Source organism: Rhodanobacter sp. B05, from assembly GCF_002001085.1.
In the GTDB taxonomy this organism is placed as follows: domain Bacteria; phylum Pseudomonadota; class Gammaproteobacteria; order Xanthomonadales; family Rhodanobacteraceae; genus Rhodanobacter.
This window is the reverse complement of sequence record NZ_MUNU01000014.1, coordinates 30,600-53,385: the sequence shown is the minus strand read 5'-3', so window position 1 is coordinate 53,385 and position 22,786 is coordinate 30,600. Positions and strand designations below refer to the sequence as shown.

At 64.6% G+C, this 22,786-nt stretch carries 18 protein-coding genes; 5 read left to right on the top strand and 13 right to left on the bottom strand.

Annotation, left to right across the window (positions count from 1 at the left end):
• Positions 1 to 30: 30 nt before the first annotated feature.
• Positions 31 to 3,246, bottom strand: a complete 3,216-nt coding sequence (locus tag B0E47_RS07675; protein WP_077513436.1) for a TonB-dependent receptor — start codon at positions 3,244 to 3,246, stop codon at positions 31 to 33.
• 405 nt (positions 3,247 to 3,651) lie between these two features.
• A complete protein-coding gene (locus tag B0E47_RS07670) occupies positions 3,652 to 4,758 on the bottom strand; it encodes a glucokinase (RefSeq protein ID WP_254422861.1) in 1,107 nt (368 codons plus the stop codon).
• A 724-nt stretch (positions 4,759 to 5,482) separates the two neighbouring features.
• On the opposite strand from B0E47_RS07670, the gene B0E47_RS07665 reads away from it, so the two are divergent.
• Positions 5,483 to 5,980 (top strand): VOC family protein, encoded by a 498-nt coding sequence (locus tag B0E47_RS07665; protein ID WP_077513434.1) that lies wholly within the window; start codon positions 5,483 to 5,485, stop codon positions 5,978 to 5,980.
• Between the two features lie 2 nt (positions 5,981 to 5,982).
• Here B0E47_RS07665 and tadA read toward each other — a convergent pair whose 3' ends face one another.
• From tadA to folD, 4 genes are all read right to left on the bottom strand, one after another.
• Positions 5,983 to 6,462 (bottom strand): tRNA adenosine(34) deaminase TadA, encoded by a 480-nt coding sequence (gene tadA, locus B0E47_RS07660; protein ID WP_077513433.1) that lies wholly within the window; start codon positions 6,460 to 6,462, stop codon positions 5,983 to 5,985.
• 78 nt (positions 6,463 to 6,540) lie between these two features.
• Positions 6,541 to 8,133 (bottom strand): glutamine-hydrolyzing GMP synthase, encoded by a 1,593-nt coding sequence (gene guaA, locus B0E47_RS07655; protein WP_077513432.1) that lies wholly within the window; start codon positions 8,131 to 8,133, stop codon positions 6,541 to 6,543.
• Between the two features lie 138 nt (positions 8,134 to 8,271).
• Positions 8,272 to 9,729, bottom strand: coding sequence for an IMP dehydrogenase (gene guaB, locus B0E47_RS07650; protein WP_077513431.1), 1,458 nt, complete (start codon positions 9,727 to 9,729; stop codon positions 8,272 to 8,274).
• An 81-nt stretch (positions 9,730 to 9,810) separates the two neighbouring features.
• Positions 9,811 to 10,680, bottom strand: a complete 870-nt coding sequence (folD, locus tag B0E47_RS07645) for a bifunctional methylenetetrahydrofolate dehydrogenase/methenyltetrahydrofolate cyclohydrolase FolD (protein ID WP_077513430.1) — start codon at positions 10,678 to 10,680, stop codon at positions 9,811 to 9,813.
• A gap of 75 nt (positions 10,681 to 10,755) precedes the next feature.
• Here folD and B0E47_RS07640 point away from each other — a divergent pair, with 75 nt between their 5' ends.
• Positions 10,756 to 11,346 (top strand): GNAT family protein, encoded by a 591-nt coding sequence (locus tag B0E47_RS07640; RefSeq protein WP_077513429.1) that lies wholly within the window; start codon positions 10,756 to 10,758, stop codon positions 11,344 to 11,346.
• A gap of 19 nt (positions 11,347 to 11,365) precedes the next feature.
• Here the strand turns inward: B0E47_RS07640 and der are convergent, their stop codons facing one another.
• The 7 genes from der to ndk form a co-directional block, all read right to left on the bottom strand.
• Positions 11,366 to 12,769, bottom strand: a complete 1,404-nt coding sequence (gene der / locus B0E47_RS07635; RefSeq protein ID WP_077513428.1) for a ribosome biogenesis GTPase Der — start codon at positions 12,767 to 12,769, stop codon at positions 11,366 to 11,368.
• 22 nt (positions 12,770 to 12,791) lie between these two features.
• A complete protein-coding gene (bamB, locus tag B0E47_RS07630) occupies positions 12,792 to 13,988 on the bottom strand; it encodes an outer membrane protein assembly factor BamB (protein ID WP_077513427.1) in 1,197 nt (398 codons plus the stop codon).
• Positions 13,985 to 14,635, bottom strand: a complete 651-nt coding sequence (locus B0E47_RS07625) for a tetratricopeptide repeat protein (RefSeq protein ID WP_077513426.1) — start codon at positions 14,633 to 14,635, stop codon at positions 13,985 to 13,987. Before B0E47_RS07625 ends, bamB begins: the two co-directional genes overlap by 4 nt.
• A 147-nt stretch (positions 14,636 to 14,782) precedes the next feature.
• Positions 14,783 to 15,781, bottom strand: a complete 999-nt coding sequence (locus B0E47_RS07620; protein ID WP_077513425.1) for a helix-turn-helix domain-containing protein — start codon at positions 15,779 to 15,781, stop codon at positions 14,783 to 14,785.
• Complete coding sequence (gene pilW, locus B0E47_RS07615) at positions 15,778 to 16,566, bottom strand: type IV pilus biogenesis/stability protein PilW (protein WP_077513424.1); 789 nt, start codon at positions 16,564 to 16,566, stop codon at positions 15,778 to 15,780. The genes B0E47_RS07620 and pilW overlap by 4 nt, the downstream gene beginning before the upstream one ends.
• On the bottom strand, positions 16,556 to 17,686 hold the full coding sequence (rlmN, locus tag B0E47_RS07610) for a 23S rRNA (adenine(2503)-C(2))-methyltransferase RlmN (RefSeq protein ID WP_077513423.1): 1,131 nt from the start codon (positions 17,684 to 17,686) through the stop codon (positions 16,556 to 16,558). The genes pilW and rlmN overlap by 11 nt, the downstream gene beginning before the upstream one ends.
• Before the next feature lie 2 nt (positions 17,687 to 17,688).
• Positions 17,689 to 18,114, bottom strand: a complete 426-nt coding sequence (ndk, locus tag B0E47_RS07605) for a nucleoside-diphosphate kinase (RefSeq protein WP_077513422.1) — start codon at positions 18,112 to 18,114, stop codon at positions 17,689 to 17,691.
• Positions 18,115 to 18,352: 238 nt separating this feature from the next.
• Here ndk and B0E47_RS07600 point away from each other — a divergent pair, with 238 nt between their 5' ends.
• From B0E47_RS07600 to B0E47_RS07590, 3 genes are all read left to right on the top strand, one after another.
• A complete protein-coding gene (locus B0E47_RS07600; RefSeq protein ID WP_254422860.1) occupies positions 18,353 to 18,967 on the top strand; it encodes a TetR/AcrR family transcriptional regulator in 615 nt (204 codons plus the stop codon).
• Between the two features lie 75 nt (positions 18,968 to 19,042).
• Positions 19,043 to 21,430: a 3-hydroxyacyl-CoA dehydrogenase/enoyl-CoA hydratase family protein gene (locus B0E47_RS07595; protein WP_077513420.1), complete on the top strand. Its 2,388-nt coding sequence runs from the start codon at positions 19,043 to 19,045 to the stop codon at positions 21,428 to 21,430.
• 102 nt (positions 21,431 to 21,532) lie between these two features.
• A complete protein-coding gene (locus B0E47_RS07590; RefSeq protein ID WP_077513419.1) occupies positions 21,533 to 22,738 on the top strand; it encodes an acetyl-CoA C-acyltransferase in 1,206 nt (401 codons plus the stop codon).
• Positions 22,739 to 22,786: the final 48 nt, after the last annotated feature.

The following is a 22,786-nucleotide window of genomic DNA, read 5'->3' as shown; positions in this document are numbered from 1 at the left end:
CGCGCCCGGCTCCGAAGCCGCCCTTCCCGATCACCACTGGCCACGGACGCCGACCATGAACATGCGCTCGGAGAAGTTCGAATGCGCCGGCTGGTCGGGCCACACCAGGTAATACCGCTGATATTCGTTGGTGAGGTTGGTGCCGTCCACGAACAGTTGGGCGTACTTGTTGAGCTTGTACGAGATCGACGCGTCGAGGTACTTCTGCGGCGCTTCGTACATCTCCATCCCGGTGATGCCGCCCACGTCCTCCGACACTGCACGCCGCGAGCGGTAGTTGTACGCGAGGCGTGCCTGGAAGCGATCGTCCTGGTACCACAGGATGAAGTTGCCGGATCTGGTCGAGTTGTCCTGGAACGGAATCTTGTTGCCACCCAGATCCCTTTGCCCCGAATCGCTGGGCGCGTACGTGGCGTTGATCTCCATGCCCGTCTTGGACAGGATGCCAGGCAGGAACGTGAAACCCTGGCGGTAATCGAACTCCGCACCCTGGATGCTGTTGCCGGAGCCCTGGACCGGTTGGGTGATCACGATGCAATGGTTGCGGACCACACCATCTTCATCCGGCAAGGTGCAGTTGATCACGCTGCCGCTCTTGATGAAGCTCTGCATGTTGATGCGGAACAGCGCGAGGCTGAGCATGCTGGTGGGGTTGATGTAGTACTCGAGCGATGCGCCGTAGTTGGTGGAGCGCCACGGATTGAGGTTCGGATTGCCCGTCGAGGTGCCGTCCGACACGCGGAACAGCGGCCCTTGCGGGGTTTCCGTCAGCGAGTAGTTCAGTTGCAGGCCGCCACCCCACGTGCTGAGGTCGAGTGGCATCATGTTCTTCGAATAGGCCAGGCGGAATTTCAGGCTGTCGGTCAGGTCCAGCGCGAAATTGAATGCCGGCAGGATGTCCCGATAGCTGCGTCTGGTGATATCGCTGCCGACATCGGCCGGCTCGGTGCCATAGGCGCCCGGGTCCCCGGTCAGGTGCTGGTTGACGTTCAAGTCGGTGTGGATGATGCGCACGCCGACGTTGCCGCTGTACGACATGCCGGCAATGTTGCCGTCGAAGTCCCCCTGCAGGTATCCCGACATCTCCTTCAGCCCCACCCCCCAGGTGGTGCCCGGTTCTCCCTGCCGGATGGTGCCGGGGTAGAGCGACTTCCAGAACGCTTCGGGATCGTCCATGGCGGCGGGATTGACCGCCCAGAAGGTGATGCCGGACCCGAGCAGATTGGTGTATTTCTGCCAGTTGCCCGACAGCGGTGCCGGGGTATTCGGTATCTGCAGTGCGGAAATCGGCCCGGCGCGGAAGTAACCTTGGTCATTGCCCGCGGTGCAGGAACCGCTGTTCAGGACCACGTCGGCGCCGACATAACGCACCAGGCATCCATTCGGATCGCTGGCGCCCATGCCAGCGTAGACCGGCGTGACCAGGGTCCAGCCGACGTTGTTGGCGCTGCGGATGCTGTCGCGCACGCCGAACTTGAGCTTGAAGCCGTCCTGAAAGTCGTACTGCCCGTCGAAGCGCACGGCGTTGAGATCGACCTTGCGGTCGTAATCGCCGGAGGACTCCAGCGTTTTCATCGTCCAGCCGTTGGGATTGGCGAAGTCGGCGGCAAGCGATGGAGGCATGCTGACCGAGAGGTAGCGGCCGCCAAAGTTGGCGATGAGCGGAACCGTGTTCTGGGGAACGCCGTTGGCATTGAACACGCGATTTCCGCCCAGCTGAGAGGGGAAGATGAAGGTGCCTGGCGGCACGGCGTTATCAGGGACGCCGTCCATCAGCACGTTGGGCCACAGCGCACCATCGGAATCGGAAATGTTGAGATCGGTCTCCACGTTCGACTGGCTGGCCGTGTCGTGGATGCCGCGAATGCCTCCCGTGAAGGGCCCGCCATTGTCGAAATCCAGCTGGAGATTGAAGTTCTTCGCGACGGAATCCTTCCGCGTGATCTGCGAGAACGACTCCACATCGCCCGGCCACTTCTCGTACACCTGCGTGGTGAATATCTGCGAGCTCTCCCAGCCTGGCTCCGGCGTGCCATAGGAGCCGAGGGCGGGGCTGCCGGTATTGCGCGACTGCAATGGCACGTAGGTCGCACCCTGCCAGTTGGTGGAATTGAATTGGATGCCGACGTTGCGGTCGAACTGGTGCTGTTGCGCGTAAAAGTAATCACTGGTCAAGGTGAGCCCGTTGCCAAGATCCATCTGGAACGAGGCATTGCCCGATTTGCGCTTGCGCTGGGTGATGGTGTTGTACAGGAAGATATCCTGGCTGCCCATGAAGACGCCGTTGGACTTCCCGTCGCCATTGACATCGACACTGCCATCGGCGTTCTGCACGATGCTGGACGGGATCGGCGCGCCGTTCCACGGTGTCAGGAAACCGTTGTAGCTGCCGGCGCTGGCGGCGTTCTCGCCGTTCAGCACGGCGCCATACTGATCCAGCCCCTCGGTCGCGTTCATTCGCGTGGTGTTGGAGAAATCGGCGGATACCAGCAAGCCCCAGCGGCCATTGTCGTTGTACGAGACGAGGCCGCTTCCCTCGGGACCCGTGTGCCTGGTGGTCGAGCCGCGCTCGGCATTGGCCGAATAGCTGTACGTGAATCCGTTGGGAAGATCCCATGGCCGATTGGTGTGCAGGTTGAGCGAACCGCTGATACCGCCGTCAGTCAGGCTGGCAGTGGGCGACTTGATGACGTCCACCTGATGGAACAGCGTGGCAGGCAGCATGGTGAAGTCGGGTTGTTGCGAGTCGATCTGGTCCGGCGTGATGAACGCTTCGCCGTTGAGCATGGTGCCGACCTCGGGCAGGCCGCGCACGTCCACCGAAGTTCCCACGCCCGCGTCGCGGTTGATCTGCACGCCGGTGACACGCTGCAGGGCGTCGGTGATGGTCACGTCGGGCAATTCGCCGATGCTCTCCGCCGTGATGCTGTCCTGGATGTCCGGTGCCTGGCGCTTCACATCGATCGCGCGCATCTGCGACGCACGCACGCCGACGACGGTGACCGCGGACAAGTTGACCGCCTGCCTGGTTCCCTTGACTGTCCCGGTGCCATCGGTCCTGGACTTGGCCTTTTGGGCATCAGTCGATGGCGTCGCCGACGCGTCCTGCGCGGTGGCGGCCTGCGTTCCCGGGCTGTCCGCCTGCACTCCCGGGCGCGGCGCCGCCATGGCTGACGTCGCCATGGCGGCGCACAGCGACATGGAGATGGCAAATGACAAAGGGTGCTTGCGTTGTACGGTGGACATGGGCTTTACCTCTCGGGTGGTGTCTGCCAGATCTCAGCTGCTCCGCGGTGCTTCAACAGGTACGTATCAAGGCCAAACCTGCTGCGTGGCCGGTCGTTGCACGGCCGTCTCTATGCATCGTCATGACCGCTTCCATTCAGTGTTCCCCCGCGGAAGGCGAATTCCGCGGACGAGCTGATTCGAAAGTGCGATTCGGGCCAGCGCCCGTTGGCTGTTGCGCGGATCGCCGGTGGCAAAGATGCACAGGCTGCGGGCGCGCCTGCCCTTCGGCGGCGAAATACCTGCGCCGAGGCTGGCTTCGCGTGGGTAATCCGCCCCTGCGCACTTTTCGCACGCACGCTTGCGGACCTGTGCAGCACCCTGCCCGCCGCGGGAAAATTTTCGGCGTCGATGTCGTGCTGTAGCTCATCGGGTCGACCCGCCTGCCCCGGCCGGACACGGTGCCGCTGCACCAGGCACGCCGCGCCGGAGGTACCAACGGGCCGCACCCAGCACTCCCTGGCGACCGTGCTCCGTCACCCACACCGGAACCCCCGACAGGAACGCGCGCGCGCTGCGCCCGTGCAGGAATCGCTCTTCGAAAGCGCTGCGCTCGAGCAGCGCGAACATGGAATACAGGAAGCCTCCGGCCAGATACACGCCACCGGTGGTCATGAAGGCCATGGCAAGGCTGCCGACAAAGCTTCCCAGCGATGCGCAAAAGATCTCCAGCGCCTCCACGGCCTGCGCGTCGCTGCACGCGGCCGCCGCTGCGGTGACGGCCTCGGGTGTCGCCAGCCGTGGCGTTTCCCCGCGCAATTCGCACAGGGTTGCGTACAAGGTCAGCAGGCCCGGGCCCGACACGATGTGTTCATACGCCACGTAACCGCCATTCGGCGCCAGATGCGCGAGGATCTCGCGCTCGCGAATCGAGTTCGGCGCAAAATCCATCTGGCCGGCCTCCGTCGTGAGCACGTGACCGCCCGCGTGGTCAGGCAAGCGCACCGCCGCGCCAAGGCCGGTCCCCGGTCCAATCACCATCGTCGGGCCATCGACATGGACGTTCGGTCCGCGCAGGAGACGACCGCTGCTGGCAAGCTGGCGGTCAAGCGCGTATCCCAGCGCCTCGAAATCGTTGAGGACGGTCACCTCGTCCAGTGCCAGCGCTTGACGCAGTGGCGACAGGCGGATCGGCCAGGCGAGGTTGTCGTTCAGGACCTCGTCGCCCATCACCTGGCCGGCACAGGCGAGTACGCAGTGCCGCACCGGAGTCCGCATCGCGTCGGCGACGAACGCCTGCAGCAGCTCCGCCGGCCCCGGGAAATCCGCGCAAACAAACTTGCGATAGGCAAGAACCTCGACCCCACGCCCCTCGTCTGGCGAGGCCTGCATCAAGGCGACGCGGGCGTGCGTGCCACCGATGTCCGCCGCCAGAAACGGCATGGTCGGGACACTCGCTGGTTGATCCAGATGGTCGATTGCTGCGCTCACCATGCCTCCCCGCATCGGAACGGGGATCAGCTTGCGAGTCATTGTCACCGGTGTCAACTTGCGAAGCAATAGATATAATCAACAGCAAATTAATGATCAAATATATTGATTTATATGTCTATTATCTCTCATGCTTGAACACAAACTGATGTATCATGATGCAACGCATCATTCAACGGGATTGGTCACGAACGGGCGCGACCCATCGCGGCCGCCGTAACAAATCGCCGGCCGAGGGTTTGCGCAGGGTGCCCGCCCATGCGCCATCGCCCGGCAGAAGCCCGCCGGGAAGGTATGGCGACCGGTATCAGCGACCGGTCAGTCTGAAGGTCGAGATTGCCCGATGTCGCGCGACCCGGGATAGCCAGTCGTAACCATCTTCGGCCCCCAGGCCGACACTGGCGGAACGTGCGAATGGAGCCGCGCGGTACTTCGTACCCGAGGCGTCCCCCTGTTCTGCGCGATGGCGGCGCAGCGATGCGGTTGCATGATGTTTCATCGAGCTCGTTCCCTTTCAACATGGATGGCCGGGACTGGCCAGGCAACCCTGCCTGGGCGTTCCGATCGACAGATCAGACAGAAATCAGGTCGGCCGCGACGCCGCCCAAGCTGGCTGTCTCAAACGGTTCGTTTCCCTCCACGAACGAGAGCATGGTCTTCCGGGTTGACACGACGCTCCCGTGGACCGTTCTCCCGCAGAAACGGTCTGATTCCTGGCGTGGCCTTTTTCGGCCCCGATCCGTGCCCAACTCCCGACCGAAGAGCAATGAGCAGCGGGTTGTACATCATGAAAAAGTCTTTCCTGACCTTGCTGGCGATGGTGTCGCTGGGCGCGCTTGCCGGCGTTGTTCCACCGGATGGCCGCGCGGCAACATTCCAGGACAGTGACTACGCCAGCATCGAGGTACCCGAAATGGCGCAAGCAGTGCAGTTCTTTGCGGATGTGCTGGGTTGCGAGCCGATCGGCCCGCGATCCGAAGCCACCTCCCCCGGTTCCATGTTGCTGGCATGCGGCCCCGGTTCCGTCGTCGAACTCACGACGGCACCCGCGGGCGCCGTTCTTGCCTGGCGGGACCATCCGATTCAACTGCGGTCCGACGATCTGGTCGCCACGGCGCGCTCACTGCGGCAAAAGGGAGTGAACGCCCTCGGCAAACCGCGCCGCCTGGCATCGGGCCAGACGGAGGTGGATCTCATTGCACCATGGGGTCTGCGCGTGGAGCTGATCAGCCGACCGGCAGGCACGCGGATCGCCGCGCCATAGACTCAACGGCGCGTGCGAAAGAACGCACGCAGCAAACTGGCGGATTCGTCGGCCATCAGGCCACCGGTTACCTCGATACGGTGGTTGTGTCGCGCATCCACGAGGGTGTCGAACACGCTGCCGGCCGCCCCGGTCTTGGGGTCGGCGGCGGCGTAGACCACGCGTCCCAGACGGGCGTGGATCATGGCCATGGCGCACATGGAGCAAGGTTCAAGTGTCACGTAGAGCGTGGCACCGGACAGGCGATGGTTGGCGAGTCGTGCTCCGGCCGCGCGCATGGCCATCACTTCGGCATGCGCGGTCGGATCGTGCAGGGTGATGTTGCGGTTCCAGCCCAGGCCGACGATCTCGCCCTCCTGTACCAGCACAGCACCCACCGGCACTTCGTTCTCGGCATCGCGCGCATGCGCGGCGAGCTGCAGCGCGCGTTGCATGTACTGCACATCCGCCGGCGAGAATGATTCGAAAATTTCGTCCGTCATTTCAATATATTGTGTTCTTGACATGAGAAAGCCGGCAAGCTGCCGGCCTTCCTGGATGCATGCAAGTGACTGATTTTGTTATTCCCACTCGATCGTGGCGGGCGGCTTGCCGCTTATGTCATAAACGACACGAGAAACACCACGCAACTCATTGATTATTCTGTTTGAAACCTTGCCTAGAAATTCGTACGGCAGGTGTGACCAGTGGGCGGTCATGAAGTCGATGGTCTCCACCGCACGCAGCGCGATCACCCATTCGTAGGCGCGTGCATCGCCAACCACGCCGACCGATTTCACCGGCAGGAATACCGCGAACGCCTGGCTGGTTTGGTCGTACAGGTCCGCCTTGCGCAGTTCCTCGATGAAGATCGCATCAGCCTGGGCCAGCAGCTCGGCATATTCGCGTTTCACTTCGCCCAGGATGCGCACACCCAGGCCCGGGCCCGGGAACGGGTGGCGGTAGACCATTGCGCGCGGCAGGCCGAGTTCGACGCCGATACGGCGCACTTCGTCCTTGAACAGTTCGCGTAGCGGCTCGACCAGCTTGAGCTTCATGTGCGCCGGCAGGCCGCCGACGTTGTGATGGCTCTTGATGACGTGGGCCTTGCCGGTCTTGCTGCCGGCCGACTCGATCACATCGGGATAGATCGTGCCCTGCGCCAGCCACTTCACCTTGCTGCCGTCGGCGGCGATCTTGCCCGACTCCTCGTCGAAGATCTCCACGAACAGGCCACCAATGATCTTGCGCTTGGCTTCCGGATCGGCCACGCCTTCGAGTGCCTTGAAGTAGCGGTCCGCGGCGTTGACGCGGATCACCTTGACGCCCATGCCATGCTCATCAGACGCGGCGGCCATGGTAGCCATCACCTGGTCGCCTTCCTGCCAGCGCAGCAGGCCGGTGTCGACGAAGACGCAGGTTAGCCGGTCGCCGATCGCCTTGTGCAGCAGCGCGGCGACTACCGAGGAATCGACGCCGCCGGACAGGCCCAGCAGCACGTGATCGTCGCCGACCTGGGCGCGCACGCGGGCGATCTGGTCGTCGATGATGTTGGCCGCGGTCCATAATGTGGCGCAGCCGCAGATCTCGACGATGAAGCGCTTCAGTAGTGCCCCGCCCTGCTTCGTGTGCGTGACTTCGGGGTGGAACTGCACGCCGTACCAGCGCCTGGCCTCGTTCTCCATCACGGCGACCGGGATGCGCTCGGTGGTGCCAGTGACAACAAAGCCTGGCGGTGCTTTCGACACGTGATCGCCGTGGCTCATCCACACGTCGAGCTTGTGACTGCCGGCATGATCGCTGAGGCCATCGAACAGACGGCTGGCTGCGGCGATATCCACCGAGGCGTGGCCGAACTCGCGGGCATCGGCCGCCTCAGTGGCGCCACCGAGTTGCGCGGCCAGGGTCTGCATGCCGTAGCAAATGCCGAGGATCGGCAGGCCCGAATCGAACACCTGTTGTGGTGCCTTCGGCGCGTCTGCCAGCGTGGTCGATTCCGGACCGCCGGACAGGATGATGCCCTTCGCGCCGAACGCTGCGATCTCGGCCGGATCGTGATCCCACGCCCAGATCTCGCAGTACACGCCAAGCTCGCGGATGCGGCGTGCGATAAGTTGGGTGTACTGCGCACCGAAATCGAAGATGAGGATTTTGTCGGCGTGAAGGTCGGTCATGGCTTTGTGCTCCCTCTCCCCCGGCACAGCCGGGGGAGAGGGCTGGGGTGAGGGGGCGCTTTTGCGTTTTGGTTACGGGTGAAGAGCGAAAGCCCCCTCATCCAACCCTCTCCCCGAGCTGCGCACGGGGAGAGGACTTTACGAGTTCAGCCGGTAATTCGGCGCTTCCTTGGTGATCTGGATATCGTGCGGATGCGCTTCGGTGACACCGGCCGAGGTCACCTTCACGAACTGGGCCTTGTGCCGCACGTCCTCGATGGTTGCCGTGCCCAGGTAACCCATCGACGCGCGCAGGCCACCGATCAGCTGATGGATGATGTTGCGCAGCGGGCCGCGGTACGGCACACGGCCCTCGATGCCCTCGGGCACCAGCTTGTCCGCGTCGGCCTCGTCCTGGAAGTAGCGATCCTTCGAGCCGAGCTGCATCGCGCCGATCGAGCCCATGCCGCGGTAGCTCTTGTACGAGCGCCCCTGGAACAGTTCGACTTCGCCAGGGGACTCCTCGGTCCCGGCGAACATCGAGCCGAGCATGACCGTCGAAGCGCCGGCGGCGAGCGCCTTGGGAATATCGCCGGAATAGCGGATGCCGCCATCGGCGATCAGCGGAATTTCGTCCTTCAGCGCGGTGGCGACCATGTCGATCGCGGTGATCTGCGGCACGCCGACACCAGCGACCACGCGGGTGGTGCAGATCGAGCCGGGGCCCACGCCGACCTTGACTGCATCCGCACCGACATCGAGCAGCGCACGCGCCGCTTCGCCGGTGACGATGTTGCCGGCGATCACCTGCACCTGGCCGAAGTGTTTCTTGACCCAGGCCACGCGATCGATCACGCCCTGCGAATGGCCGTGCGCGGTATCCACCACCAGCACGTCGACCCCGGCGTCGACCAGCGCGGCCACGCGCTGCTCGGTGTCGCCGCCGACACCGACCGCGGCGCCGACCAGCAGGGCCTCGTGGTGATCCTTCGCGGCATGCGGATTGTCGCGCGCCTTCTGGATGTCCTTGACCGTGATCAACCCGCGCAACTGGAACTCGTCGTTGACCACCAGGATTTTCTCGATGCGGTGCTTGTGCAGCAACAGCATCACCTCGTCCTGGCTGGCGCCCTCCTTCACCGTCACCAGCTTGTCCTGGCGCGTCATGATGTTGCGTACCGGATCTTCCGGCGTGCGCTCGAAGCGCAGGTCGCGACTGGTGACGATGCCGACCAGGCGGTTGCCCTCCACCACCGGCACGCCGGAAATGTTATGCGCACGAGTGAGCCGCAGCACTTCGCTGATCGAGGTATCCGGACCCACCGTGATCGGGCTGCGGATCACGCCGGCCTCGAACTTCTTGACCAGGCGCACTTCGGCAGCCTGCTGCTCGGCGGTCATGTTCTTGTGGATGATGCCGATGCCGCCGTTCTGCGCCATGGTGATGGCAAGGCGGGCCTCGGTGACGGTATCCATCGCGGCGGACACGATCGGGATGTTGAGGCGCAGGTCGCGGGTGAACCGCGCGGAGGTATCAACGTCGCGGGGCAGTACGATGGAGTGGCCCGGAACCAGATAGACGTCGTCGTAGGTCAGAGCCTCGGCGAGGATGCGCATGGAAAAGTCCCGCTGCAAAGAGGGAATTATACGCGCCCTGCCGTGAGCCTCGCCAGATGGTCGGCGCCGGGCGCAGGCGGATCAGCCGTTCCCGTGCGTTTTTGCACGCGCCTCGGCCGCTTCCAGCGTGTTCTCCATCAACGTGGCCACGGTCATCGGGCCGACGCCGCCGGGCACCGGCGTGATCCAGCTGGCGCGTTCCGCGGCTGGCTCGAACTCCACGTCACCGACCAGCCGACCATCATCCAGCCGATTGATGCCGACATCGATCACCACCGCCCCGGGCTTGATCCATTCGCCCCGGACCAGTCCCGGCTTGCCGACGGCCACGATCACGATATCGGCCTGGCGCACGAAGCCCTCCAGGTCGCGGGTGAAGCGGTGGCATGAGGTGGTCGTGCAGCCGGCGATCATCAGTTCCAGCACCAGCGGCCGCCCGACGTGGTTGGACACGCCTACCACCACGGCATGCTGGCCGCGCACGGGACGATCGGTATGCCCGAGCAAGGTCATCACGCCGCGCGGGGTGCACGGGCGCAGGCCGAACCGGCGCAGGGCCAGCCGCCCCACGTTGATTGCCTGGAATCCGTCCACGTCCTTGTCGGGGTCGATGCGATCGACCAGCGCATCCTCGTCGATGTGTGCGGGCAACGGCGACTGCACCAGGATGCCGTGCACGTCCGGGTCGGCATTGAGGCGGTCGATCAGGGCGAACAGCTCGGCCTGGGTGGTGTCGGCGGAAAGGTCATGGTCGAACGAACGAAAACCGACCTGATGGCAGGCCCTGCGCTTGTTGCGCACGTACACCGACGAGGCGGCATCACTGCCGACCAGCACCACGGCCAGACCGGGCGCGGGCAACCCCTGCGCCACCCGTGCAGCAACTCGCAGGCTCAACTGGCCCAGCAGTTCCTGTGCGATGCGTTTGCCGTCGAGTATGCGTGCGCTCATGCGGATGCCTGGGTGTGAAGTCGTGCATTATCCGGGCTGGACCACACGTGCACAACGCGCCAACGGGAGGCAGGCATGGTTGCGAACGAGAAGCTGGACGAGGCCATCGAACTTCACGACGGACGGCTGCAGCTGCAGCTGCGGCCGTGGCGTGACGATGATGTGGCGCAACTGGTCGAGGCGGTGCAGGAGTCGATGGACAGCGTCGGGCGCTGGCTGCCGTGGTGCCATGCGGGCTATGGGCGGGACGAGGCTGTCGCCTGGGTAGGCCACTGCCGATCCGGCTGGCAGTCCGGCGAACATTTTGCGTTTCCGATGTTCGACGCCAGCACGGGACGCCTGCTTGGCGGCGTCGGGCTCAACCAGGTCGAACCACTCCATCGTCGCGCCAACCTGGGCTACTGGGTGCGCCAGTCGAGCCAGCGGCAAGGTCTGGCGGCCGCGGCAGGGCGGCTGGTGGCGCGCTTCGGCTTCGAGCAGCTCGGCCTGATCCGCATCGAGATCGTCGTGTTGCCGGACAATCGGCCGAGTCGCGCCACGGCCGCAAGGATCGGCGCGACCTGCGAGGCGATCGCCCGCAACCGGCTATGGGTGAACGGACATGCACGCGATGCGGCGGTATACGGCCTGATCCCGCAGGATCTCGACCGAACCAGGCCTGGATGAGAGGTTCCGCTGCCGCCGCTCAGCGCGTGCGCTTGATCAGCTCGCTCAACCGGCGCCGGGCCTTGTGCTGCTGTTCCTTGGTCAACACCTTCTTGCGCCCCGCGTACGGGTTTTCGCCTTCGCGGAAGGCAATCCGGATCGGCGTGCCTTCCAGCTTGTAGCGCTTGCGGAAGAAATTCTCCAGGTAGCGCTGGTAGGCCGGTGCGATGTGCTTGGTGCGCGTGCCGTGGATCACGATGGTCGGCGGGTTGGTGCCGCCGGGATGCGCAAAACGCAGCTTCGGCGCATGACCGTTGACCAGCGGCGGCTGGTAGCTCTCGTAGGCGGTTTCCAGCGTCTTGGTCAGATCAGACGAGACCAGCACCTTGGTCGCCGAGGCATGCGCACGCACCACCGCACGCATCAATTCGCGCAGGCCCGAACCGTGCAGCGCCGAGACGTGCACCCGCTTGGCCCATTCAACGAAGACCAGCCGGCGATCAAGCGCGCGCAGGCACTCGTCGCGCTGATAGGCATCCAGGCCATCCCACTTGTTGAGCGCGATCACCAGCGCCCTGCCCTCGTCGATCGCATGGCCGATCAGGGTGAGATCCTGGTCGGCGAGGTTCTCGCGGGCGTCGATCATCATCACCACCACCTGGGCGGCGGCGATCGACTGCAGCGTCTTGATCACGCTGAATTTCTCCACCGCCTCCTCGACCCGCGCCTTGCGTCGGATGCCGGCGGTGTCGATCAGGGTGTAACGCTTGCCGTCGCGCTCCAGCGGCACCCGGATCGGATCGCGCGTGGTGCCGGCCACGTCGGAGACGATCAACCGCTCCTCGCCCAGCAGTCGGTTGATCAGGGTCGACTTGCCGGCGTTCGGCCGACCGACGATGGCCACGCGGATGCTGCCATCCTCGTTCGCTGCGTCGTCCGTGGTGTCCTCATCGGCAGGCAACAGCGGCAGCACGACCTGGATCAGATCGTCGGTGCCACGATTGTGCGCGGCGGACAACGGCACGGTGGTGGCGATGCCGAACGCGGCAAACTCCGCCAGCGCGGCCTGCTCGTCGAGGCCGTCCGTCTTGTTGACCGCAGCGACGATCGGCTTGCCGCTGCGCCGCAGCTCGGCCAGGATCACGTGGTCCTGCGGCAGTAGCCCGTCGCGCGCATCGACCACGAAGACCAGCACCTGCGCTTCCTCGATCGCAAGGCGTACCTGCTTCGCGGTGAGCACGTCCATGGCCTCCTCGACCCCGGACAAGCCGCCGGTGTCGACTACCAGGAACGGGCGCTCGCCGCCGTGGCAGGCACCGTAATGACGATCACGGGTAACCCCCGGCATGTCTGCAACCAGGGCGTCGCGGCTGCGCGTGAGCACGTTGAACAGGGTCGATTTACCGACATTCGGACGACCAACCAACGCAACGACGGGCAGCATGATGGTGACTTCGTTCCGGCGATCAGGGCGAGGACAGGCGATAGGCGCCGATATGGCCCTTCACGTCCTCGACATAGACAGTGTCGCCCACCACCAGCGGCTGCGCGCGGATAGCCTTCTTGGACAGCCGTTCGCGTGCGGCGAGCGCGCCGTCCCCGACCTGCAGCCAGTGCACATAGCCTTCCATGTCGCCGACCACCACGTAGTTGCCCTGCACGGCCGGCCCGGTGAGCCAGCGGTACTTGAGCGAGGCGTTCTTCCACATGTCGGCGCCGGCGCTCTTGTCGAACGCCCACACCTCGGAATTGTCATCGACCCCGAAAATGCTGTTGTCCTTGACCGCCAGCGAGGTGTAGGTGGAGAACTGACGTGTCCACAGCGGGCGCCCGCTCGGGCCATCCACCGCCACCAGGTTGCCGTGATAAGCCGCGGCATAAAGCGTGCTGCCATCCAGCAGGATGCTGCCGTCGGCGTCGTCCAGCCGCTCAATATCGGTGCGGCCTTCGCCGCTGGCCAGGCGCTGCTCCCACAGCTTGGCGCCATTGTCCAGGCGCAGCGCCACCAGCAGGCCGTCATCGCTGCCGTAGAACACCACGCCATTGGCCACCAGCAGCTCACCGTTGCCTCGTATGCTCAACAGTGGCACGTTGCCCTGGTCGTAAACCCAGCGGCGCTTGCCGGTGGCGGCATCCAGCGCATAGATCCGGCCATCGCCACCGCGCACCACCACCAGATCGCCGAGAATCACCGGCGAGGTGAGCACCTGGGTATCCAGCTCGGCCTCCCAGCGCGGGCTGCCGTCCTTGGCGTTCACGCCATAGACGTGGCCATCGAGGGTGCCGACGGCAAGCAGGTCGCCATTGACCGCCGGGCCGCCGGCATACATGGCATCCTTGCGCTTCTTGTCGCCCCAGCCGAACCAGCCATGGGTGCTCGAACTCTTCGACCACAAGGTCTTGCCGCTGGCCGCGTCAATCGCTGCCAGCTTGCCGTCCGTGCTGTCGGCGTACAGCACGCCATCGACCACGGTCGGACGCAGCCGCACACCGCTCTCGGCGGCACCGTCGCCCACCCGCGTGCGCCACAGGCGGGTGACCTGCACGGTCGGCTTGAAATCCTTGGCCAGCGGCATCGGCGGCTGGACGTTTTCCTTCTTGAACGAATGGCAACCGGCGAGGGTTACCAGCGAAGCCAGTGTGACCCACAGAAATCTTTTCATGCACCCTGCTTCCCGGCCACGGCCAAATCATCGAGTTTCATCTGCAAGACGCCGCGTTGCGGCGCATCCTCGCTCAGTACCGACATGGCCGTCTGGTAGGCCTTGCGCGCGTCGTCCGGGCGTCCAAGCTTGACCAGCACATCGCCGCGGAGTTCCTGCGCCAGCCCCTGGAAGCTGTCGGCAGGTACCTGCTCGAGCGTGGCCAACGCGGTCTTGGCCTGGTCGCGGGCCAACTCCACGCGTGCGAGCCGCAGCAGCGTCAACGACTTCAGCGGCGCCTCCGTGGCGTGGCTCACCGCCCACTGCAAAGAGGCCTCGGCCTTGTCCAACTGCTTGTCCTGCACCTGCTGCTGGGCGCGATCGGTGACGGCGAACACCGTGTAGGGCGACTTCGCGTAATCCTTCATCAACTGGTCAACCGACTGTGCGGCGACATCCGACTTGCCCGACAACTGGGCGATCCGCGCCTGCTGGTAAAGCTGCGATGCGGCGCTCTCGTTGCGAGCCTGATGACTGCGCCATTGCTGCCACCCGAAAATGCCGACCAGACCGATAAGCACGCCAACGACGATGGAAACACCGTTCTCGCGCAGCCATTTCTGCACCAACTCGCTCTGTTCGTACTTGTCGTATTCTTCAAAAGCCATGCAATCACCGTTCAAGAGGCTGCGCACCCGCTCGGCGCGGTGCAGCGCGGTAAACAAAAGGGTGTACGGAGCCTGCCCGCCTTATCGTCGGGCAGGCAATGCGCAAGCATAACCGAAATGGGTCGCGCCGAGCGGTCCGCCACGCGATCAGAGACTGGCGGCGGAGGCCTTGCCGTCCTGCATTTGCATGCGGAAATGCGCCACGTTGGCGTGGCGGAAATCGTCCAGTCCGACCGCCTGGCCATCGATCTCGACCTGGGTGCCACTGACATTGCCGATGCGCACATCCAGCGGCTGGTCGCTGTGATAAGTCTTGTGACTGCCGGCCGGCAACAGGCCATATTCCAGGCGCGATCCGTCGGCCTGGATCACCTCGACCCAGCTCGGTGCCGAGAGCGTCAGATCCAGGCTGTGGTCACCACGACCGGCGTCGACCGCCGCCACGGGTGGCTTGGGCAAGGCCGGGCTGTTGTCGTTGGACAAGTTCGGGAACGGTGCCATCGATGCCATCAGCGGCTGATCCGACTCCGCCACCGTGGCGGCGCCGGGCGGCGGCGAAGGCAGCGCATGGCTGACCTGGCTGTCGGCAACCGTCGCGCCGGAGTTGCCTGGCGCGTCCTGCTGCGCTACCGGCGCGGCATCCAGCGGGGCCAGATGGCTGAGATCGCGGTCCAGCGTGCTGCGCACGCCGAACCAGACCGTCGGCACCGCGATCACCAGGGTCAGCACGAGGTATGTGGCCGCGGTGGCGTAGCGATCTAACAGGAAACGCGAGTGCGAGATGCCGCCGGTGGCTACCAGCGGCGCCTCGATCTGGCGGATGCGATCCACCTCCACCTGGACGGACGCGTCGTTGATGCCGAGATAACGCCCGTATTTGGCGATGTAGCTGCCCAGGTAGATCTTTGAGTCGATGCCGTCGCGCTGATCCAGCTCGAGTTTCCGCAGCACGCGGGCAGGCAGTTTCAAGGTGTTGGCGCAGGCTTCGAGATCCAGCCCGCGGGCTTCGCGCGCCGCACGCAAGCGGCTGCCAAAGCTCGGCTCATGGGCCTCGGCAGGAATTGCGCTGCGCTCGCGCAGAGGATCCCCGAACAGCTCGGCGTTGCTCGGTACCTGCTCGGGTGTGTCGGATTGGATGGGCGTCATGGGCTGTTGGCGGATTCAAGAGCGTGCGCCTGTTCCGAGTCCGGGAACTGGCCAAGCAGTCGCTTGCTGTAATTTCGGGCCCCCTCCGGGTTGCCCATGCTTGTTTCGATGTCGTGCCCCAGTTTGAGCGAAGCGGCAGTCGGCTTGCCCAGCGCGTCGAAACGCTGCAGGAAGGCCCTTGCACGAAACGCGTCCTTCCTCTGATACAGCAGGTCGGCGAGCTGGAAGAGTGCCTCGCCATCGTTGGGATTTCGCGCGATGGCGTCACGAAAATCGGCTTCAGCCCTGACTTTGTCGCCGGCGCGCAACTGGCAAACGCCGGCGTTGGTCAGGGCAACGGCGGGGGTGGCATAGAACGGATCGGTGACCGCCTTGCGGAAATAGGTTTCACCCTCGGCATACTTGCCGGTCGAGCACAGGAACTGGCCGAGATTGTTGTTCGGGTCACCCTTGTTCGGCTCAAGCTCGACCGCCTTGCGGTAGTTGATTTCGGCGTCTGCCGTTCGCCCGATGCGCTCGTAGATGTAGGCAATGACCGTGTGCGCCGGGGCGTAGTTGGGGTCGAACTGGAGCGCCATCTGCAATTTGGCCAAGGCCGTCTGCAGGTCGCCGCTGGCGAGGTAATGCTGGCCCAGCTCCGTATGCACGCGGGCGGCATCCTTGGCCTGGTCGGCCTTGCTTTCCTGCGGCAAGGGCTTGCCCAGGCTGTTGCTGCTGGTGTGCGTGGTGATGCAGCCTGCCAGCGGCAGCAGCAGGCAGAGAATCAAGGCCCGGTCAAATCGCATGCAAAGCTCCCTCGTCCTGGCGTTTGCGCAGATCGGCACTGCGCCGTGTGCGATCCGTGACCTGCCCGGCCAGCTGGCCGCAGGCCGCATCGATATCGTCGCCGCGGGTACGCCGCAGCATGGTCAGCACACCCGCATTCAACAGCTGCGTCTGGAAGTCGCGGATGTCGTTCGCGTCCGAGCGCTCGTAGCGGGTGCCGGGGAATGGATTGAACGGAATCAGGTTGACCTTGCAGGTCGGCAGCTTGCGCATCAGCTTGATCAGCTGGCGGGCGTGCTCGGGCTGGTCGTTGACGCCCTTCATCAGCGTGTATTCGAAGGTGATCGAGGTGCGCGGCTTGCGTGCGACCCAGCGCTGGCAGGCCGCCAGCAGCTCGGCGATCGGATAACGCTTGTTGATCGGCACCAGCTCGGTGCGCAATTCGTCATTGGCCGCATGCAGCGAGACCGCCAGCGACACGTCGATCGCGTCCGACAACTGGTCGATCAGCGGCACCATGCCGGCGGTGGACAGCGTGACGCGCTTGGCGGCCAGGCCGAAGCCCAGGTCGTCGCGCATCAACTTCATCGCCCGCACCACATTCTCGAAGTTCGCCAGCGGCTCGCCCATGCCCATCATCACCACGTTGGTGATGCGACGATTCTGATGGGTGATGTTGCCGAGATACTTCGCCGCCACCCACACCTGGCCAATGATCTCGGCGGTGGACAGGTTGCGGTTGAAACCCTGCGCGCCGGTGGAGCAGAAGCTGCAGTTCAGCGCGCAACCGATCTGCGAGGACACGCACAAGGTGCCGCGGGTCGGCTCGGGGATGTACACCGTCTCGATCGCGTTGCCGCTGTCCATGCCCAGCAGCCACTTGTGGGTACCGTCAGTGGCGGCCTTGTCCAGCAGCGTCTTCGGTGCGCCGATGTAGCAGACCTCGGTGAGCTTGGCGCGCAGCGCCTTGCCCACGTCGGTCATGTTCTCGAAGTTGTCTTCCAGGTCGTGGTAGATCCACTTCATCACCTGCTCGGCGCGATACGGCTTCTCGCCGATCTGCGTGAAGAAATCACGCAGACCCTGGCGATCGAAATCGAGCAGGTTGACCTTGGTGGAGCTGGCGACAACTTCGTGCATGGTTACCTTGAAGCGATTTCGGTCGCGGCGAAGAAATACGCAATCTCCACCTTGGCGGTGTCGACGGCGTCGGAACCATGCACGGCATTGGCGTCAATGGAGTCGGCGAAGTCGGCGCGGATCGTGCCCGGCGCGGCTTCCTTCGGGTTGGTGGCGCCCATCAGGTCGCGATGAGCAAGCACGGCGTTCTCGCCTTCCAGCGCGGTGATCATCACCGGACCTGAGATCATGAACTCGACCAGCGCCTTGAAGAACGGACGCTCGCGATGCACCGCATAAAAGCCTTCGGCTTCCTGGCGCGACAACTGCTTCATGCGGGCGGCGACGATTTTCAGGCCAGCTTTTTCGAAACGTGCGTAGATTTCGCCGATGACGTTCTTGGCGACGGCATCGGGCTTGATGATGGAAAGGGTGCGCTCCAGCGCCATGGGAATCTGCTCCGGCAAACGGATTTCAAGGAAGGTGGTCGGGCCGGCCTGGACCGGCAAAGGGACTAAACCTGACAAGGATTGAGGATTTAGCCCACTAAAGTCTGACAGATTCTAGCTCATCTGCAAGGAGCGCGCAGGGCTTGGCAAACGATCGTTTGACGCGCGGGAACGGCTTCACGTATGCTCAAACGATCGTTTGAATTCTGCCGCCACCCGAAGGATGTCAGCCTCCTCCGTGAACACTGCCAGTTCCACCCGGGACCGCATCCTCGGCGCCGCCGAACAGCTGTTCGCACAGCGCGGGTTCGATGGCGCTTCCCTGCGTCAGCTGACCACCGCCGCCGGCGTCAACCTGGCCGCAGTCAATTACCACTTCGGCTCCAAGGAAAAGCTGGTCGAGGAAGTGTTCCGCCGCCGCCTGGATGCCTTGAACGCCGACCGCCTGGCTGCGCTGGCGCGGCTCGGCAGCGACCATCCCGCTACGCTGGAAGAAGTGCTCGCCGCCTACATCCGCCCGGCCCTGGAGCTGTCGCATGAAGGCAACGGCGCCCTGTTCATGCGCGTGCTGGCGCGGGCATTCGCCGAGCACGACGACACCCTGCGCCAGTTCCTGTCCGAGAACTACGGCCATGTGATGCGTCAGTTCACCGCCGAATTCGCCCGCCTGTTGCCCCACCTGGGCAAGCCGGAGCTGTACTGGCGCATCGACCTGGTCACCGGCGCGCTGACCCATGCGATGTCCGGCTTCGGCATGATCCAGCGCAAGGGCGGCGTCAGCGAACAAGCCCATCGCGAACAGACCGTGCAGCACCTGATCCGCTTCGCCGCGGCGGGGCTCAGCCATCCGTAGATTTTGTCACCGGCCAGTAACGGCCAACTTGCCACCATTCATCGAGTTGTCACCATCGCACCATCGGAGAAGCCAATGACCGCTGCATCCTCACCCACATCAGCGCTGCGCATCCGCAAGGCCGCCGTGCTGGGCGCCGGTGTCATGGGCGCGCAGATTGCCGCGCACCTGACCAATGCCGGCGTCGAGACCGTGCTGTTCGACCTGCCCGCGAAGGAAGGCCCGAAGAGCGGTATCGCGCTCAAGGCCATCGCCAACCTCGCCAAGCTGTCACCTGCCCCGCTGGCCGACAAGAACCTCGCCGCCGCGATCATCCCGGCAAACTACGACGAAGACATGGACCATCTGAAGGACGTCGACCTGGTGATCGAGGCGATCGCTGAGCGGATGGACTGGAAGCTGGACCTGTACAAGAAGATCGCGCCGCATCTGTCGAAGACCGCGATCCTTGCCTCGAATACCTCGGGTCTGTCGATCAACAGCCTGGCCGAAGCGCTGCCGGAAGAAATGCGTCATCGCTTCACCGGCGTGCACTTCTTCAACCCGCCGCGCTACATGCATCTGGTCGAGCTGATCCCGACCAAGCTCACCGACCCGGCCGTGATCGAAGGCCTCGAAGCCTTCCTCGTCACCACCGTCGGCAAGGGCGTGGTGATCGCCAAGGACACCCCGAACTTCATCGGCAACCGCATCGGCGTGTTCTCGATGCTGGCGGCGATGTACCACACCGACCAGTTCAAGCTCGGCTTCGACACCGTCGACGCGCTGACCGGTCCCGCGCTGGGCCGTCCGAAGAGTGCCACCTACCGCACCGCCGACGTGGTCGGCCTGGACACCATGGCGCACGTGATCAAGACCATGGCCGATACGTTGCCGGACGATCCGTGGCACCAGTACTTCAAGGCGCCGGTGTGGCTGCAGGGCCTGATCGACCAGGGCGCGCTGGGCCAGAAGACCGGCGCCGGCTTCTACAAGAAGGCCGGCAAGGACATCGTGGTACTCGACCCGGCCGCGAAGGATTACCGCGCCTCCGAGCAGAAGCCGTCCGATGAAGTCGCCGCGATCCTGGCGATCAAGGACCCGGCCGAGAAATTCGGCAAGCTGCGCGCGTCCGGCGATCCGCAGGCCCAGTTCCTGTGGGCCAGCTTCCGTGACCTGTTCCATTACACCGCCTATCACCTGGCCGATATCGCCGACACCGCGCGCGACGTGGATTTCGCGATCCGCTGGGGCTACGGCTGGAAGCTCGGCCCGTTCGAGACCTGGCAAGCCGCCGGCTGGCAGCAGATCGCCGGCTGGATCAACGAGGACATCGCCGCCGGCAAGGCCATGAGCAAGGCGCCGCTGCCGGCGTGGGTCACCGATGGCCGCGAAGGCGTCCACGGCAAGGACGGCTCGTACTCGGCCAGCGCCAACGCCGACAAGCCGCGTTCGCAGCATCCGGTCTACAAGCGCCAGCTATTCCCCGATCCGCTGCTCGGCGAGAAGTTCGACCAGGGCGTCACGGTTTGGGAGAACGACGGCGTGCGCCTGTGGACGCTGGGCGACGATGGCGTCGGCATCCTCTCGTTCAAGACCAAGATGAACACGGTCAACGACTTCGTGCTCGACGGCGTGCAGCACGCGATCAAGCTGGCCGAGGAGAAGCTCAAGGCGGTGGTGATCTGGCAGACCGGCGAGCCGTTCTCCGCTGGCGCGGACCTCAAGGGCGCACTGGGCCTGCTCAAGGAAGGCAAGATCGCCGACTTCGAGAAGATGGTGGAGAACTTCCAGCGCACCAGCATGGCGATCAAGTACTCGCTGGTGCCGGTGGTCTCCGCCGTGCGTGGCATGGCGTTCGGCGGCGGCTGCGAGTTTCAGATGCATTCGGCACGCACCGTCGCGGCACTGGAAAGCTATATCGGCTTGGTCGAAGCCGGCGTCGGCCTGCTGCCGGCCGGCGGTGGCCTGCATGAGCTGGCCGTGCGCGCTGCCAAGGCAAACCCGGGCGACCCGTTCGAGGAATTGAAGAAGGTGTTCGAGACCGTGGCGATGGCCAAGGTTTCCGCCAGCGCGTTCGAAGCGAAGCAGCTCGGCCTGTTGCGCGACAGCGACGTGGTGGTGTTCAACGCCTACGAGCTGCTCTACGTGGCCAAGCAGGTGGCAAACGCGTTGGCCGAAAGCGGCTACCGTCCGCCGCTGCCGGCCCGTGCGATCCCGGTCGCCGGCGATGTCGGCACTGCCACGTTCAAGGCCTCGCTGGCCAACCTGCAGGCGGGCTACTTCGCCTCCGAGCACGACGTGGACATCGCCACGCGCATCGCCGACACCTTGTGTGGCGGCGTGATCGAGCGTGGCTCGACGGTCGACGAGGAATGGCTGCTGGCGTTGGAGCGCAAGCATTTCGTGGAACTGGCGCAGACCGAGAAAACCCAGGCCCGCATCGCCCACACCATGACCACCGGCAAACCATTGAGGAACTAGTGAGCGCGCTTCGCGCGCAGAAGTGAGGAGTGAGAGTCGAAGCCCGCGCTTTCTCTCACTTCTCACTCCTCTCCACTCTCTTCTCGCTTTTGGAGTTTCACCATGACCAAGCAAGTGCAAGACGCCTATATCGTCGCCGCCACCCGCACCCCGGTCGGCAAGGCGCCGCGCGGCGTGTTCCGCAACACCCGCCCGGACGACATGCTCGCCCACGTGATCCGCCGCGTGATGGCGCAATACCCCGGCATCGACCCGCATCGCATCGGTGACGTCATCATCGGCTGCGCCATGCCCGAAGCCGAGCAAGGCATGAACGTGGCGCGCATCGGCCTGCTGCTGGCCGGCCTGCCCGACACCGTGCCCGGCGTCACCGTCAATCGCTTCTGCTCGTCCGGCCTGCAGGCCGTGGCGATGGCCGCCGACCGCATCCGCCTCGGCGAGGATGACCTGATGCTCGCCGGCGGCACCGAGAGCATGAGCATGGTGCCGATGATGGGACACAAGGTCGCGATGAACCCCGCGATCTTCACCAACGAGCACATCGGCATCGCCTACGGCATGGGCATCACCGCCGAGAACGTGGCGAAGCAGTGGAAGGTCAGCCGCGAGCAGCAGGACGCGTTCTCGGTGGAAAGCCATCGCCGCGCCTTGGCCGCCCAGGCCGCCGGCGAATTCAACGACGAGATCAGCCCGTTCGCGCTGGACGACCACTACCCGAACCTCGCCACGCGCGGCATCATCACCGACAGCCGGAGCATCGGCGCCGACGAAGGCCCGCGCGCCGGCACCACGCTGGAAGTGCTGAGCAAGCTCAAGACCGTGTTCCGCAACGGCCAGTTCGGCGGCACCGTCACCGCCGGCAACTCCTCGCAGATGTCCGACGGCGCCGGCGCCGTGCTGCTCGCCAGCGAAAAGGCGATCAAGGAATACAACCTGCAGCCGCTCGCCCGCTTCGTCGGCTTCTCTGTCGCCGGCGTGCCGCCGGAAGTGATGGGCATCGGCCCGAAGGAAGCGATCCCGAAAGCGCTCAAGCAGACCGGCATCACCCAGGATCAGCTCGACTGGATCGAACTCAACGAAGCCTTCGCCGCCCAGGCCCTCGCCGTGATGGGCGACCTCAAGCTCGACCCCAGCAAGGTCAACCCGCTCGGCGGCGCCATCGCCCTCGGCCATCCGCTCGGTGCCACTGGCGCCGTGCGCATCGCCACGCTGGTGCATGGCATGCGCCGCCGGAAGCAGAAGTACGGCATGGTGACGATGTGCATTGGCACCGGCATGGGTGCGGCGGGGATTTTCGAAGCGCTCTAAAGCCCGTCGTTCCGGCCTAGCTCGTCATTCCGGCGAAGGCCGGAATCG